The 14,920-nt window shown below is 71.2% G+C and carries 14 protein-coding genes; 8 read left to right on the forward strand and 6 right to left on the reverse strand.

Going from position 1 to position 14,920, the window contains the following annotated elements:
• Positions 1 to 56: 56 nt before the first annotated feature.
• Together JK363_RS09275 and JK363_RS09280 are read right to left on the reverse strand one after the other, a co-directional pair.
• Positions 57 to 662 carry a hypothetical protein gene (locus JK363_RS09275; RefSeq protein WP_201873774.1) on the reverse strand — a complete coding sequence of 202 codons (606 nt, stop codon included), beginning with the start codon at positions 660 to 662 and terminating at the stop codon, positions 57 to 59.
• Between the two features lie 54 nt (positions 663 to 716).
• Complete coding sequence (locus JK363_RS09280) at positions 717 to 917, reverse strand: DUF5708 family protein (protein ID WP_201873775.1); 201 nt, start codon at positions 915 to 917, stop codon at positions 717 to 719.
• A 286-nt stretch (positions 918 to 1,203) separates the two neighbouring features.
• Here JK363_RS09280 and JK363_RS09285 point away from each other — a divergent pair, with 286 nt between their 5' ends.
• The 6 genes from JK363_RS09285 to JK363_RS09310 all read left to right on the forward strand — a co-directional run bounded on the left by JK363_RS09285 (position 1,204) and on the right by JK363_RS09310 (position 6,616).
• Positions 1,204 to 2,328 carry a sialidase family protein gene (locus JK363_RS09285; protein ID WP_201873776.1) on the forward strand — a complete coding sequence of 375 codons (1,125 nt, stop codon included), beginning with the start codon at positions 1,204 to 1,206 and terminating at the stop codon, positions 2,326 to 2,328.
• Entirely contained in the window at positions 2,325 to 3,665 is a 1,341-nt protein-coding gene (locus tag JK363_RS09290; RefSeq protein ID WP_201873781.1) for an ABC transporter substrate-binding protein, read from the forward strand. Before JK363_RS09285 ends, JK363_RS09290 begins: the two co-directional genes overlap by 4 nt.
• On the forward strand, positions 3,662 to 4,582 hold the full coding sequence (locus JK363_RS09295) for a carbohydrate ABC transporter permease (RefSeq protein WP_201873783.1): 921 nt from the start codon (positions 3,662 to 3,664) through the stop codon (positions 4,580 to 4,582). Before JK363_RS09290 ends, JK363_RS09295 begins: the two co-directional genes overlap by 4 nt.
• 125 nt (positions 4,583 to 4,707) lie before the next feature.
• Positions 4,708 to 5,538: a carbohydrate ABC transporter permease gene (locus tag JK363_RS09300; RefSeq protein ID WP_201874417.1), complete on the forward strand. Its 831-nt coding sequence runs from the start codon at positions 4,708 to 4,710 to the stop codon at positions 5,536 to 5,538.
• 24 nt (positions 5,539 to 5,562) lie between these two features.
• Positions 5,563 to 6,300, forward strand: a complete 738-nt coding sequence (npdG, locus tag JK363_RS09305; RefSeq protein ID WP_201873785.1) for an NADPH-dependent F420 reductase — start codon at positions 5,563 to 5,565, stop codon at positions 6,298 to 6,300.
• A 115-nt stretch (positions 6,301 to 6,415) separates the two neighbouring features.
• Positions 6,416 to 6,616: a hypothetical protein gene (locus tag JK363_RS09310; RefSeq protein ID WP_201873787.1), complete on the forward strand. Its 201-nt coding sequence runs from the start codon at positions 6,416 to 6,418 to the stop codon at positions 6,614 to 6,616.
• A gap of 90 nt (positions 6,617 to 6,706) precedes the next feature.
• Here JK363_RS09310 and JK363_RS09315 read toward each other — a convergent pair whose 3' ends face one another.
• Positions 6,707 to 7,504, reverse strand: a complete 798-nt coding sequence (locus tag JK363_RS09315) for a site-2 protease family protein (RefSeq protein WP_201873788.1) — start codon at positions 7,502 to 7,504, stop codon at positions 6,707 to 6,709.
• 154 nt (positions 7,505 to 7,658) lie between these two features.
• Here JK363_RS09315 and JK363_RS09320 point away from each other — a divergent pair, with 154 nt between their 5' ends.
• A complete protein-coding gene (locus JK363_RS09320; RefSeq protein ID WP_201873790.1) occupies positions 7,659 to 8,204 on the forward strand; it encodes a Uma2 family endonuclease in 546 nt (181 codons plus the stop codon).
• A gap of 42 nt (positions 8,205 to 8,246) precedes the next feature.
• Positions 8,247 to 11,765, forward strand: coding sequence for an AfsR/SARP family transcriptional regulator (locus JK363_RS09325; protein WP_307821660.1), 3,519 nt, complete (start codon positions 8,247 to 8,249; stop codon positions 11,763 to 11,765).
• 117 nt (positions 11,766 to 11,882) lie between these two features.
• Here the strand turns inward: JK363_RS09325 and JK363_RS09330 are convergent, their stop codons facing one another.
• The 3 genes from JK363_RS09330 to panB form a co-directional block, all read right to left on the reverse strand.
• A complete protein-coding gene (locus tag JK363_RS09330) occupies positions 11,883 to 12,710 on the reverse strand; it encodes an ABC transporter permease (RefSeq protein ID WP_201873792.1) in 828 nt (275 codons plus the stop codon).
• Positions 12,707 to 13,732: an ATP-binding cassette domain-containing protein gene (locus tag JK363_RS09335; protein ID WP_201873793.1), complete on the reverse strand. Its 1,026-nt coding sequence runs from the start codon at positions 13,730 to 13,732 to the stop codon at positions 12,707 to 12,709. The genes JK363_RS09330 and JK363_RS09335 overlap by 4 nt, the downstream gene beginning before the upstream one ends.
• Before the next feature lie 127 nt (positions 13,733 to 13,859).
• Positions 13,860 to 14,750: a 3-methyl-2-oxobutanoate hydroxymethyltransferase gene (panB, locus tag JK363_RS09340; RefSeq protein ID WP_201873795.1), complete on the reverse strand. Its 891-nt coding sequence runs from the start codon at positions 14,748 to 14,750 to the stop codon at positions 13,860 to 13,862.
• Between the last annotated feature and the right edge of the window lie 170 nt (positions 14,751 to 14,920).

A 14,920-nucleotide genomic window follows, 5' to 3' on the forward strand; every position in this document is an offset into this window, starting at 1 on the left:
GAGAGTTCATCGTCCGCTCGGTCCCGCCCGCCGGGCAACCCAATAAATCCGCGGCGTCACCAGCGGGGCGGTGGCGGGGCCGTCAGCTGTTCGGCCAGCCGCGCCAGGCGGTCGCGGAACCGGCGGCGGCCGGGCCTTGCGGGGAGGCTGTTCTCCCCGGCCGCCGCGCTCACCAGGTGCTGCACGGTGTCGAGGTCGAGCCCGGCGCCCTCCGGTACGCCCAGCGCGTCATGGGCCAGGGTGTGCAACTCGCTGTCACCGCCGTCCAGGGCGAGTACGGTCGCGCCGCCCCGGCGCGCGTCGTGCACCCGCTCCAGCAGCCCGGCCCCGGGCTCGCCCGGCGCGACGACCAGCAGGGTCTCACCGCGCCCGGCGCCCTCCAGCCGTCCCAGCCCGACCGACAGATGCGCGGGGACCGGGCCGTCCGGCACCCGGTGGCGGACCAGGGTGGGGGACAGCTCGGGCAGTCCGGACCAGCCGGCCTCGTCGTCGAGGTGGGCGGCCAGGTGCCAGGGTTCGTACTCCTCGCTGCCGACCAGCAGCAGCCCGCCCTCCCGCGGCCCCACCGAGGCCCGCAGTGACCCGGCGAAGCGGCGGGTGCTCTGCAACCACTCGGTCCCGGCGAGCACTTCGCGCAGCAGCGCGACCCGTACGGCGTCCATGGCATCCGCATCATGCCGGGGCGCGGGGTGCGGCGGAGGCGGTTCGCGCGGGCGTCACCCCTTCGAGCGGCGGCTTCCGTTCAGGCCCAGATAGCCGGCGTAGAGCAGCTGGACGACACCGAGGCAGGCCACCACCATCGCGGTCTTGACCTCGTTGACGAACGGGATGTCGAGGTCCCCGTCCAACAGCCACAGGATCGCTGCACCGGCGAGCGTGAGGGCGCCTTCGACGAAGTTCTTGGGGGCCGGGGCCATGGTGAGGGTCCTTCGAGCAGCGGGGTTCGGAACGGATTTACGCTATGGCCGCGCCGCGGCCCGCTCCTCGGCCTCGCGAAGGAGATCATCACGGCCCACCGTCCATCGTTCGGAGGACGCGCGATCCCCCCTGGCCGATCCCTCTCGGCCGCGCCGTCTCCAACTGTTCATGTGCCGTCCCTTGACGCTCTGTTGGGCAAACCCTATGGTCGCCGCACACAAGGGACGTCCTACGTCCCATTTTTCTGGCTCGGCACTCGATTGCGACGGGGCATCGGGAGGGCTGATGGCAAGCGGTGCGGCAGGCTGCCCGTACGAGGTCTCCGTCCCCTACCGGGCGGGGACCGGGGGATACGCGAGCTACCGGATTCCGGCGGTGGTGCTGACCCGCGCGGGGACCCTGCTCGCCTTCGCCGAGGGCCGGGTGGGCTCCTCCGCCGATGACGGGGACATCGACCTGGTGGTCAAGCGGTCGGCCGACGGCGGGCGCACCTGGGGCGCGTTACAGGTCGTCGCGCGCAACGGCGGTGGTACGGCGGGCAATCCGGCCCCCGTGGTGCTCACCGGCGGCGCCCACGACGGCCGTGTCCTGCTGGTGCAGATGCACAGTTCCGCCTCCGCCACCGAGGACCTGATCCGGCGCGGTGAGGTGTCCGCGGCCGACGGACGGCGGGTGTGGGTCGCCCACAGCGACGACGACGGCGCCACGTGGAGCGCGCCCCGCGAGATCACCCAGCAGACCAAACGGCCGGAGTGGCGGTGGTACGCCACCACCCCCGGCCACGCCCTCCAGCTGCGCCACGGCCCGTACGCGGGCCGGATCGTGGTCCCGGCCAACCACTCGCTGCCGCCGGCCGTCCCCGGCGACGACGGCACCGAAGGCCGCTACAACGGCGGACACGCGCTGCTCAGCGATGACGAGGGCGAGACCTGGCGGATCGGGTACGTGGACGACAACCCCGACGGCTACGTCAACGTCAACGAGACGACCGCCGCCGAACTCCCCGACGGCCGGATCTACTTCAACACCCGCACCGACGCCACCGCCCCCGGCAACCGCGCCGACGCCTGCTCGCTCGACGGCGGCGCCACCCTGGCCACCCCCTTCCGGCCGCAGGCCGGTCTGGTCACCCCCGTCGTCGAGGGCTGTGTGCTGCACCTGGGCACCCCGGACGTCCTGCTGTACTCCGGCCCGGCCGACCCGGGGTACCGGGCGCTGATGACGGTGCGCGCCAGCCGGGACGGCGGTGTCACCTGGCGCCCGGCGCACACCGTGGACGGGCTGCCCGCCGCCTATTCGGATCTGGTCCGGCTCGACGATCGCACGGTCGGACTGCTCTACGAGACCGGCGACTTCAGCGCCTACTCGACCATCACATTCCGGCGCATTCCGATGGAGGAGCTGGTATGAGCACATCAGACACACAGCGGTACGGAACGCCGCGCCGCGCCGTCCTCGGTGGCGCGGCCGCCACGGCCGCCGGATTAGCCCTCGCGGGCTGCGGTTCGGACGACGACGGCGACAAGCCCGAGGGCCGTAAGAAGGGTGAGAAGATCACGCTCACCTTCTGGTCCTGGGTGCCGGGCATCGACAAGCCCGTCGCCCTGTGGAACCGCGAGAACCCCGAGGTACAGGTCAAGGTCGAGAAGGTCTCGGCCGTCGACGGCGCCCAGTACGCCAAGATGCATGCCGCCATCAAGGCGGGCAATCCGCCGGACCTCGGCCAGATCGAGTACCCGGTCGTGCCCAGCTTCCTCATCGACAACGGACTGCTGGACCTGACGAAGTACGGGATCGCGCGGAGCAAGGGCGAGTTCATCGGCTGGCAGTGGCAGCAGTCCGTCTTCGGCAAGGCCGTGTACGCCGTTCCGCAGGCGTCCGGCCCGATGGGCCTGTTCATCCGCCAGGACCTCTTCGAGAAGTGGGCCGTGGAACCGCCCGCCACCTGGGACGAGTACGCCGGTGCCGCCGAGGCGATCCGCAAGAAGGGCGCCTGGATCGAGACCTTCTCGGCCACCAACGGCAATCGCTTCGCGGGGCTGGCCTGGCAGGCCGGGGCGCGCTGGTTCGGCACCGAGGGAGACACCTGGATCGTCTCCATCGACGACGAGCCCACCCGGAAGGTCGCCGACTACTGGCACGACCTGGTCCGGCGGAAGCTGATCAAGACCATTCCGGACCGGCAGAACGCCTGGTACAAGGATGTCCAGACCGGGGCGATGGCCTCCTGGCTCGGCGCCAGCTGGGGCGACGCGCTGCTCGTCGGCAACGCGCCCAAGACCTCCGGCAGGTGGCGGGTGGTGCCCATGCCGCAGTGGAAGAGGGGCGACCACGCCTACGCCAACTGGGGCGGCTCCACCACCGCCGTCTTCGCCAAGAGCACGTACCCCAAGGACGCGCTGGAGTTCGCGATCTGGCTCAACACCGATCCCGAGTCCATCAAGCTCCTGATCGAGAACGGCTATGGCACCCCCGCCGCCAAGAAGGGCTACGCCACCTCCGACCTCGACGTCCACCAGGACTTCTTCGACGGCCAGGAGTACAGCAAGGTATTCGCCGAGGCGAGCAAGGGCGTGGACACCAGCTGGCGTTGGGGCCCGGCCACCGACACCCTCTACCAGCGGCTCGGCGACGCCTTCACCGCGGCCATCGGCAGCGGCGGCAGCTTCCGTTCCGTGCTGCGGAAGGTGCAGGGCGAGACGGTCAGGGATCTGAAGGAAAAGGGCCTGAAGGTGGAGGCCGGGTGAAACGGCCCACCCGGACGGAGATCCGCAGCGCGCGGGCGGCGGCCGGATTCCTGCTGCCCTTCCTCACACTGTTCCTCCTCTGCTTCATCGCGCCCATCGGCTACGCCCTGTACGAGAGCATGCTGAAGGTCGAGCGCACCGGCGCGCTCGGCCTCGGCGGCGAGACCACGGAGGTGTGGGCGGGCTTCTCCAACTACGCGCACGCACTGGAGGACGACCGCTTCACCGCCGGATTCGGCAGGGTGCTGCTCTTCGGCGCGGTCCAGATCCCTCTGATGATCGCCTTCGCCACCGCCCTCGCCCTGCTGCTGGAGGCGGCGTCCGCGCGCTGGGTCGGCTTCTTCCGGACCGCCTTCTTCCTGCCGTACGGCGTCCCCGGGGTGATCGCGTCGATCCTGTGGGGCTTCCTCTACGTACCGGGGATCAGCCCGCTGGTGGAGATGGCCCACTCGGTCGGCTGGGACGTCGACTTCCTGGGCCGCTCCACTGTGCTGTGGTCCATCGCCAACATCGTCACCTGGCAGTTCACCGGCTACAACATGCTGGTGCTGATCGCCCAGCTGAAGGCCGTCCCGGGCGAGCTGTACGAGGCCGCGCGGATCGACGGGGCCAGTGCCTGGCAGGTGGCCCGGCACATCAAACTGCCGCTGATCCGGCCCGCGCTGGTGCTCACCACCGTCTTCAGCCTGATCGGCACCCTCCAGCTGTTCGCCGAACCCAAGGTGCTCAAACCGCTCAGCAACTCCATCGACTCCGGCTACACCCCCAATCTGGCCGCCTACAACGAGGCGTTCACCAGCAACAACCAGCACATCGCGGCGGCGGAGGCGGTGCTGCTCGCACTGGTGGCGTGTGTGCTGTCCTTCGGCTTCCTCCGGCTGGTGGGACAGCGCGGAAAGGACGGCGAGAGCAGGTGACCACCCAGCTCACCGAGGACCTCCCGGCCGACGGCACCCCCGGGGCGGACCGTGGCCCGCGCGGGAAGGGCCGCCGCCGGGGCCGCCGGAACGGAGGCCGCCGGAGCGGAGGGCGGCGGCCACCGCTGCGGCACCGGATCATCACCGTCTCGCTGCTCACCATCGCCGCCCTGTACTTCCTCACCCCCGTCTACTGGCTGGCGGTCTCGGCCACCAAGTCCAGCAGCGACCTCTTCGGCACCTTCGGCTTCTGGTTCCACGATCCCCACCCGCTGGACTACCTCCACCGGGTGCTCAGCTACGACGACGGCATCTACGTCCGCTGGTTCCTCAACAGCCTGATGTACGCGGGCGTCGGCGCGCTCGCCGCCACCCTGCTGTCGGCCGCCGCGGGCTACGCGCTGGCCAAGTACCGCTTCCCCGGCCGGGAGGGGATCTTCAACGTGGTGCTCGCCGGAGTGCTCATCCCCGGCACCGCGCTGGCCCTTCCGCTGTATCTGCTGTTCAGCGAGATGGGCCTGGCCAACACCTATGCGGCGGTGCTCATCCCGAGCGTCGTCAGCCCCTTCGGCGTCTATCTGTGCCGGATCTACGCGGCGGCCGCCGTCCCCGACTCGCTGCTGGAGGCGGCCCGGATCGACGGCGCGGGGGAGGCCCGGATCTTCTCCACCCTGGGGCTGCGGCTGATGACCCCGGCCCTGGTCACCGTCTTCCTCTTCCAGTTCGTGCACATCTGGAACAACTTCTTTCTGCCGCTGGTGATGCTCTCGGACTCCGACCTCTATCCGATCCAGCTGGGCCTGACCTCCTGGCAGGGCTACGCCGACCGGCAGCCGGAGCTGTACCAGTACACGGTGGGCGGTGCGCTGCTGTCCGTTCTGCCGCTGATGGTGCTGATGGGCGTCCTCCAGCGGTACTGGCGCACCGGGCTGACCGAGGGGAGCGTGAAGGCGTGAGAAGGGCGTGACAGTATCACTGTCATGACTACTTCTGATGGTGCGACTCCCGAGACAAGCGCCCCCGCGAAGAAGGCCCCCGCCAAGGACCCCTGGGACCTCCCCGATGTGTCCGGCCTGGTCGTCGGTGTCCTCGGCGGCACCGGTGACCAGGGTCGCGGCCTCGCCTACCGGCTGGCCAGGGCGGGCCAGAAGGTGATCATCGGCTCGCGCGCCGCCGAGCGCGCGCGGAACGCCGCCGAGGAGCTGGGCGGCGCCGGACTGGGCATCGAGGGTGCCGACAACGCCGAATGCGCCCGGCGCAGCGACATCGTGATCGTCGCCGTGCCGTGGGACGGCCATGCCAAGACACTGGAGTCGCTGCGCGAGGAGCTCAGCGGCAAGCTGGTCGTCGACTGCGTCAACCCGCTGGGCTTCGACAAGAAGGGCGCGTTCGCCCTGAAGCCGGAGGAGGGCAGCGCCGCCGAGCAGGCCGCCGCGCTGCTGCCGGACTCCCGGGTCACCGCCGCGTTCCACCATCTGTCGGCCGTCCTGCTCCAGGACCCGGCGATCGAGCGGATCGACACCGATGTGATGGTGCTGGGCGAGTCCCGCGCGGACACCGATGTGGTCCAGGCCCTGGCCGCGCGGATCCCCGGGATGCGGGGTGTCTTCGCCGGACGGCTCCGCAACGCCCATCAGGTCGAGTCGCTGGTGGCCAACCTGATCTCGGTCAACCGCCGCTACAAGGCCCATGCGGGGCTGCGCGTCACCGACATCTGAGCGTCGCGGGCGGGCGGCCTCCGCCGTGCGCGACGGGCTGCCGCATCTGAAGCGACGGGGCATGGGGGACAATGTCCGGGAAGCCGAGCACACCCCCCGACAGGAGCCTCACCCCATGCCCCGCCTCGCGATCTACGCCCTCGTCGTCTGCGTCCTCGCCATCGCCGCGGCCGTGGTGTCCTTCGCCCGGGGCAGCTTCCTGGGAGTGGTGTGGATCCTGCTCGCGGGCGTCTCGTCCAACATGACCTGGTATTACGTGCGCAAGGCACGGATGGACCGGACCGCGGCGCGTGAGGTCACCGGCTCAGGCGCATGAGGTACGGCGCCGGGCGCTGATTCCCGCTCAGCGCTCCGCGGGACGTGCCGCGAGGTGGGGTCGAACCGCACCGGACTTCAGCGAGGCCGCTTAGACGCTGACTCCGGGGAACTGGGGCTCGCCCTGCCAGAACCGGAAGAACTCCTGACCCCAGTAGGTGTCCCATTCGGTCACCCCCAGCGCCCCCATGATCGCGTCCACCGCGCGGAAGAAGCCCTCGTTGACCTCCGGGATCCACAGCACCCCGAAGACCGCGAGCAGCCCGAACGGCGCGTACGGCTCCACCTGCCGCCGCACCCGGTACGACAGCCAGGGCTCGATCACCCCGTAGCCGTCCAGACCCGGCACCGGCAGTGAGTTCAGGATCGCCGCGGTGACCTGGAGCAGCGCCAGGAACGCCAGCGCGTAACGGAAGACCTCCGGCACCCGGTCCACCGTGCCCAGCCAGAACGGCGCGGTCAGCAGGGCGGCGAACAGCACATTGGTGAGCGGCCCGGCCGCCGATATCAGACTGTGCTTCCAGCGCCCCCGGATCCGGTGCTGCTCGATGAACACCGCCCCGCCCGGCAGCCCGATCCCGCCCATGATCACGAAGATGACGGGCAGCACGATGCTCAGCGCGACATGGGTGTACTTCAGCGGGTTCAGGGTCAGATAGCCCTTCGCCCCGACGGACAGATCACCGCCGTGCAGCGCGGTGCGGGCATGCGCGTACTCGTGCAGACACAGCGAGACGATCCAGCCGGAGACGACGAACAGGAAGACGGCGAAACCGGGGCTCGCGGAGTAGTCCGTCCACACCGCCCACGCGGATACGCACATGATCGCGACCAGCCCGAGAAAGACAGGGCTGATCCGCCGTTCGCGGCGGCTGACTGCGGTGGTCATCGGGTGGGCTCTCCGTACGGGGTGATGATCACTGGCGATAGAACGATGACCAGTGTGCGCATAGTTCCGGGCAAGGGGGAACAGAGGTGATCGGCGCCACATGGGCGGGGTGGCCAGCGGCTAGGTTGAGACCGACCTGGCCAGGGAGGAAACCGTGACGATCGCGGAGGACGGGGCGGTGGATCTGGAGGAGCGGATTCGGCTGCCCCGGAGCATGCGGCTGCGGCTGACCAGGAACGGACTGACGTTGGTACCGGTCACCCAAGCGCATCTGACCACGCAGCGGCGCATCGCCAACCAGATCGAGGAGCGCCTGCCGGGTTGGACGCCCGTGGGCGAGTTCGGAGTGCTCCCTTCTCGGGAGGGTTACAGCCCGGAGCCGGATGTCTCGGCTGTCCCGAGCGACACGCTGAAGCCGGGTGCCAGCACGTTCCCGGAAGACCTGCTCCGCTTCGTGGTCGAGGTCGTCTCCCCGGAGAGTGCCGAGCGGGACTACAGCACGCAGCCTGATCACTACGCACTGCGCGGTATCGAGGCGTATCTCGTCGTCAATGTGCTCACCGCCCGCTGGACGCTGCTCACCCGCCCCGAGAACGGGAGCTATCAGCACTCTGTGTCCGGCACCTTCGGCGAGAAGATCGAGATTCCGGTGGAAGACCAGACACTGGTTCTCAACTCATCGCAGTTCATGAGGGTCTGAGGCCGACGCCCGGCCGCGCGGGGCATCGACCAGAATGGGCCCGTGCGTTATGCCATCCTCGGCACCACCCAGGCCCACCGCGACGACGGCACCCCCGTCGAGCTCGGAGGCGCTCGGCTGCGCGCGCTGCTGACCGCGCTTGCGCTGAGGCCCGGGCGGCTGTGCACCACCGGGGCCCTCATCGCGGACATCTGGGGCGCCGACCCGCCCGCCGACGAGCACGGCGCGCTCCAGGCTCTCGTCGGACGGCTGCGTCGCGCGCTGGGCAAGGAGGCCGTGGATTCCGCGCCGGGCGGCTACCGGCTGGGCGCCGACCCCGACGACATCGATCTGCACCGTTTCGAGCGGCTCGCGGAGCAGGGCGCCCGCGCCCTCGCCGACGGCGCCCCGGAGCGGGCCGCCGACCTCCTCGGTACGGCCCTGGCGCTGTGGCGCGGGCCCGCCCTCGTGGATCTGCCGGGCGGCGCGGCGGCGGCCACCCGCGCCGAGGCCCGCCGCCTGGACGCGCGCCGCGTCCGGTTCGCCGCCGACCTCGCCCTCGGCCGGGCCGCCCAGGCCCTTCCGGCGCTCACCGAACTCTGCGATGCGCACCGGCTGGACGAGCCCCTGCATGCCCTGCGCATCCGCGCCCTGCGCGACACGGGCCGTCCGGCGGAGGCGCTCGCCGCGTACGAGACGATCCGCGCCGAGATCGCCACCCGCCTGGGCGCCGACCCCGGCCCCGAACTCCGCGCCCTCCACGCGGCCTTGCTGACCCCGGAACCGGCCCCGGCCGCGTCCGGGCCCGCCGCCGGTCCGTCGGCGTCGCCGCCGTCCGCCGTGCCGGGCTCGGGCTCCACGGCTTCGCTGGGCGCTCCCGAGGCGGCGGCCACGCCTGCTCCGGTCGTGGCCGCCGATTCCGCGGCCCCTGTGGTTCCAGCGGCTCCGGCGGTCCCGGAGCCGGGTCCGAGCCACGCGGCCCCGGGCGCCCCGCCTCACCCGGTGAGTCCACCCGGGGGCGGGAACCTCCGGGCTCGGCTCACCAGCTTCGTCGGGCGGGAGGCCGATCTGGAGGGGTTGCGCGGGGACCTCGCCCGGCATCGGCTGGTGACCCTGCTCGGGCCCGGCGGGGCCGGGAAGACACGGCTGTCGCAGGAGGCCGCCGAGGCGGTCGGCCCCGTCTGGCCGGATGGGGTCTGGCTGGCCGAACTGGCGCCCGTCGACGACCCGGAGACGGTGCCGGAGACGGTGCTCACCGCGCTCGGCGGGCGCGAGACCGTCATCCGCGGCACCGCGGCGGAGGGGCTGCGTGCCGCCGCCGACCCCGGGACCCACGATCCGCTCACCCGGCTCGTGGAGCACTGTGAACCCCGTCGCATGCTGATCGTGCTCGACAACTGCGAACACCTCGTCGAGGCCGCGGCCCGGCTCGCCGATACGCTGCTCGCCTGCTGCCCCGGCGTAACCGTCCTGGCCACCAGCCGCGAGCCGCTCGCCGTGCCCGGAGAACTGGTCCGGCCCGTCGAACCGCTGCCGGACCCGGTCGCGCTGCGGCTGCTCCAGGACCGGGGCGCGGCGGCGCGGCAGGGCTTCCGTACGGAGGACGACCCGGGCGCCTGCGCCGAGATCTGCCGACGTCTCGACGGACTGCCCCTGGCCATCGAACTGGCCGCCGCCCGGCTGCGGTTGCTCAACCCCCGGCAGCTGGCCGACCGCCTCGACGACCGGTTCCGGCTGCTGACGAGCGGCAGCAGAACCGTGTTGCCCCGCCAGCAGACGCTGCGTGCCGTCGTCGACTGGTCCTGGGACCTGCTCGACACCCGTGAACGCACCGTCCTGCGCCGTCTGTCGGTCTTCGCGGGCGGCTGCGACCTCCCGGCCGCCGAAGCGGTCTGCGCGGATACGGAATCCCGGGCCCCCGCGGACGCCGATGCCGGCGCCGTCGATTCCCGGGACGTGGCCGCTCTGCTCGGGTCACTTGTCGACAAATCTCTTGTGGTGGCCGCACCCGGGGCGACCGGGGAGATGCGCTACCGGCTGCTGGAGACCGTCGCCGAGTACGCGGGGGAGCGGCTCGACGAGGCGGGGGAGCGGGCCGCGGTCGAGCGGCGCCACCTCGTGGCGTACCGGGAACTGGCCCGTACCGTCGACCCGTTGCTGCGCGGTCCGGCCCAACGCGACTGGCTGGACCGGCTGGAGAGCGAGCACGAGAATCTGCGCACCGCGCTGCGCCGTGCCGTCGCCGCCCGCGACGAGCAGGAGGCGCTGTGCCTGGTGCTCTCCCTCGGCTGGTTCTGGAATCTGCGCGGCCATCGCGCGGACGCCCGCCACTGGGCCACGGCCGCCGCGGAGCTCGGCCCGAACCCGTTCGCCCCGCCGGTGACCCCCGCCCCGCCGCTGCACATCAGCTGTATCGACGCCCCGCCGCCGATGACGCCGGAGCTGCTGGACGAAGCACGCCGCGGCGTGCGGCTGTTCGCGCTGGCCAACATCGAGGGCGACCTCCAGTCCATCGCGAACGAGGCCGGCCAACGCGAGCTGGAGGGCATCGCCGCCGCCTACCGGGCGGGGCTGCCGCAGACCTGCCGGCTCCCGGGTGTCTTCTGGTTCTTCGCGGTGATCATCAAGGGGGATTTCGGCCTGCTGCGGGGGATGGCCGACGAAACCGTGCGCACCTGCCGGGAGTTGGGCTACATCTGGGAGCTGGCCTTCATTCTCCAGCTGCGCTCCAAACTGCTCAATGAGCGCAGCGGCTGGTACCAGGGCGCGACCCGCGACGCCGACGAGAGCCTGGAGATCTTCCTCCGGCTCGGTGACGCCTGGGGCGCGGCCGAGGCGCTGTCCGGCCGCGGCGAGGCGCGGGAGCAGCGGGGCGAGGGCGCGGCCGCCGCCGAGGACTACCGCGCGGCGATCCGCTGTGCCCAGGACCTCGGAGCCCATGAGCAGGTGGTGCTGCTCCGGTCCCGGCTGGCCGGGGTGTTCGTGGAGTTCGGGGAAGAGGAGGAGGCCGCCGAGGGCGAGCGGATGCTCCGTGAGGTGGTCGACCGGGGCCCGCAGGCGGGCGCCGAGGCCCTGTCGTACGCCCGGATGCATCTGGCCCTGCGCTACGGCAGCACGGGCCGGATCGCGGAGGCGCGCGCTCAGCTGGGCGCGCTGCACACGGAGTTCGAGGTGCGGGCGCTGCAACTGTTCCAGGGCATCGCGGAGGGGATGCTGGCCTGGCTGGACCTGACGGAGCGGCGGCCGTGCGACGCCCTGGAGAGGGTGCGCACCGCGCTGACGAAGACGACGGACCGGATGACCGAGCTGATCGCGCCGTTCATCCCGGTGACCCTACTGCTGACCGGGGCCGAGGCGCTGGGTGAACTCGGCGGCGCGGAGCGGGTCGGCACCGCGGCGCGGCTGCTGGGGGCGTACGACGAGCTGCGCAGCCCCCAGGGGTACCGGCGCACCACCATCGAGCGTGCGAGTCGGGAGCGCACCGAGACCGTGGTGCGGACCGCGCTCGGGGACGCGGCGTACAAACGGGCGTACGGCGAGGGCGCCGGCCTCACGCTGGAGGAGGCCATCGCCCTGGTCTGAGCCCCGGCCCGGACCGCGTGGGCGACGACCGGGCCCAGTGCCTCGACCGCCGGCCAGGTGCGCTGCCCCCTGTGCGGCACACATGATCGGCGGTCGAGGCCCTGGGACGTACTGCCCTCAGCTGGTCTTGTTGCGGAACTTGGCCACCGCGAGCGGAGCCGTGAGCACGGTGATGCCCACCGCCCACGCCAGACAGACCGTCACCGGATGCGCGATCGCGCCATCGCCGCTGGTCAGCGCCCGCGCGGCATCGGCGAGCTGGGAGAGCGGGTTGTAGTCGGTGAAGGACTGGAGCCAGCCGGGCATGGTTTTGGTCGGCGCGAAGATGGACGAGCCGAACTGGAGCGGCATGATCACCAGCATCCCTATGCCCTGAACGGCCTGGGGGGTCTTCATGGACAGTCCGAGCAGCATGAAGATCCAGGTCAGCGAGGAGCCGAAGAGCAGCCCCAGCGCCACCGCGGCGATCAGCTCCAGCGGCCCGGTCTTGAGATCGAAGCCCATGAGGAAGCCCATGGCCAGCAGGATCAGGGTGGACACCAGCATCCGGCCGGTCTCCACGATCAGCTTGGCGATCAGCACCGAGGAGCGGGCTATCGGCATCGTCCGGAACCGGTCCATGACTCCCTTCTGGAAGTCGTCGTTGACACCGGTGCCGACCGACATCGCGATGTTCAGACCGCCCATCGCCATCATCCCGGGGATGAAGTAGTTGATGTAGGCGCCCCGGTTGCCCGCCGCCACCGCGCCGCCGAAGACGTACACGAACAGCAGCGAGAAGATGATGGGCATCAGCACGGCGTCGAACATCGACTCCGGGTCCTGCTTGATCTGGAGGGCGTTGCGGCGCACCAGCGCGCCGATGTGCCGCAGATTGGCCCGCAGGCCGATCCGGCCCTCGCCGGGGAGCGCCTTGGCGGGCGCGGTCATCGTTGCCGCGCTCATGCGGCGACCTCCTCAACAGCGTCGATCGTCGTGGCCTCGTCCTCGAGGACGGAGGTCTTCTGGCCGGTGATGGCGAGGAACACCTCGTCGAGGCTGGGCAGATGGGTGTCGATCCCGGCGATGGTGAAGCCGCGTTCACCGAGCAGACCGATCACCGCGGTGAGCTGCTCATCGCTGATGATGGGGACGTTGACCAGCCCCTCCGTGGTGTCCGCGGTGGCGCTGCCCACGCCGTCGAGCCCGGCCTGCGCGATGGCGCCGACCATGCGGTGCAGCTCCTGGGGATCGGACGGGCGGATCTGCAGGGTGCGCCCGCCGACCTTGGCCTTGAGCTCGTTGACCCGGCCCTCGGCGATGACCTTGCCGCGGTCGATGACCGTCAGGTCGTGCGCGAGCTGCTCGGCCTCCTCCATGTACTGGGTGGTGAGCAGCACGGTGGAGCCGTCGGCGACCATCCGCCTGACCTCGTCCCACACCTCGTTGCGGGTGCGGGGGTCCAGACCGGTGGTCGGCTCGTCCAGATAGAGCACCGCGGGGTGGCCGATCATGGACGCGGCCAGGTCGAGCCTCCGGCGCATACCGCCGGAGTAGGTGCGGGCGGCCCGCTTGGCGGCCTCGGTCAGGGAGAACCGCTCCAGCATCTCGTCCGCGCGGCGGCGGGCGTCCTTGCGGGACAGATCGAGCAGCCGCCCGATCATGTAGAGGTTCTCCCAGCCGGACAGCTTCTCGTCCACCGACGCGTACTGCCCGGTCAGCCCGATGGTGCGGCGCAGCTGACGGGGCTGTTTCACCACGTCGTAGCCGGCCACCATGGCGGTCCCGGCGTCCGGCACCAGCAGGGTGGACAGACAGCGGACGAGGGTGGTCTTCCCGGCTCCGTTCGGGCCGAGTACACCGAGGACAGTGCCCTCCGGGACCTCCAGGTCGACGCCGTCGACCGCCTTGGTGTCGCCGAAGTGCTTGACCAGCCCCCGTACTTCGACGGCATTGCCGCCTCTGATCGTGTGTTCCTGTCGCTTCATGCCCCCACCATCGCAGCGGCCACCGACAGAACACCGACAGACGGCAGACAGCCCGCCGACGGGGGAAGATCGGCGGGCTGTCGGTGTACCGCGGTGGCTCACCCGGGCCGGTCGCGGCCCTGTGGACCTAGCGGAAGGAGTGCTCCGCGGCCGGGTACGCCCCGCCGACCACGTCCTCCGCGAAGGCCCGTGCGGCGTCGCCGAGGCTCTGGCGCAGCTGGGCGTACTGCTTGACGAAGCGCGGCACCCGGCCCTCGGTCATCCCCGCCATATCGGTCCACACCAGGACCTGGGCGTCGCAGTCGGGGCCCGCGCCGATACCGACGGTGGGGATGTGCAGCGAGCGGGTCACCTCGGCGGCCAGTTCGGCCGGGACCAGCTCCAGGACGACCGCGAAGGCGCCCGCGTCCTGCACCGCCTTGGCGTCCCGCAGCAGCTGCTGGGCGGCCTCCTCACCGCGCCCCTGGACGGGGTAGCCGCCGAAGGCGTTGACGGACTGCGGGGTGAGGCCGACATGGGCCATCACCGGGATCCCCGCCTGGACCAGCAGCTCGATCTGGTGGGCGGAGCGCTCACCGCCCTCCAGCTTCACCGCGCCGACCCCGGCGTCCTTGATCAGCCGGGTGGCGTTGCGCAGTGCTTGGACGGGGCCCTCCTGGTACGACCCGAAGGGCAGGTCGCCGACGATCAGTGCGCGCCGGGTGCCCCGTACGACGGCGGCGGAGAGCAGGGTCATCTCGTCCATCGTGACGGGCACGGTGGACTCGTAGCCGAGGTGGCAGTTGCCCATCGAGTCGCCGACCAGCATGACCGGGATGCCCGCCTGGTCGAAGACGGAGGCGGTCATCGCGTCGTAGGCGGTGAGCATGGGCCACTTCTCGCCGCGCTCCTTGGCGGCGGAGATGTCACGGACGGTGATGCGGCGGGATCCGGTCCCTCCGTACAGCGCCTTGGAGGCGGCTGCCGGACCGTTTCCACCGCTGCCGGACTGCTTCTGCGCAGGACTGACGTGCGTCATTGCGACGGCTCCTGTTCGTCATCTCGAGGCGCCCTGACGGCGTCCCCGGACCACCCCCATGCTGGCACGGCTCCGAGCGAGGGGAAAGTGGGTCCGGGAGGTGCGGGCGGTGGCCTTGGCCACCCTTGTCCCGGCCGTTCCCCCGGCCTGCCGCAACCCTTCCGGTACCC

This window comes from Streptomyces coffeae, from assembly GCF_016741875.1.
Classification (GTDB): Bacteria; Actinomycetota; Actinomycetes; order Streptomycetales; family Streptomycetaceae; genus Streptomyces; species Streptomyces coffeae.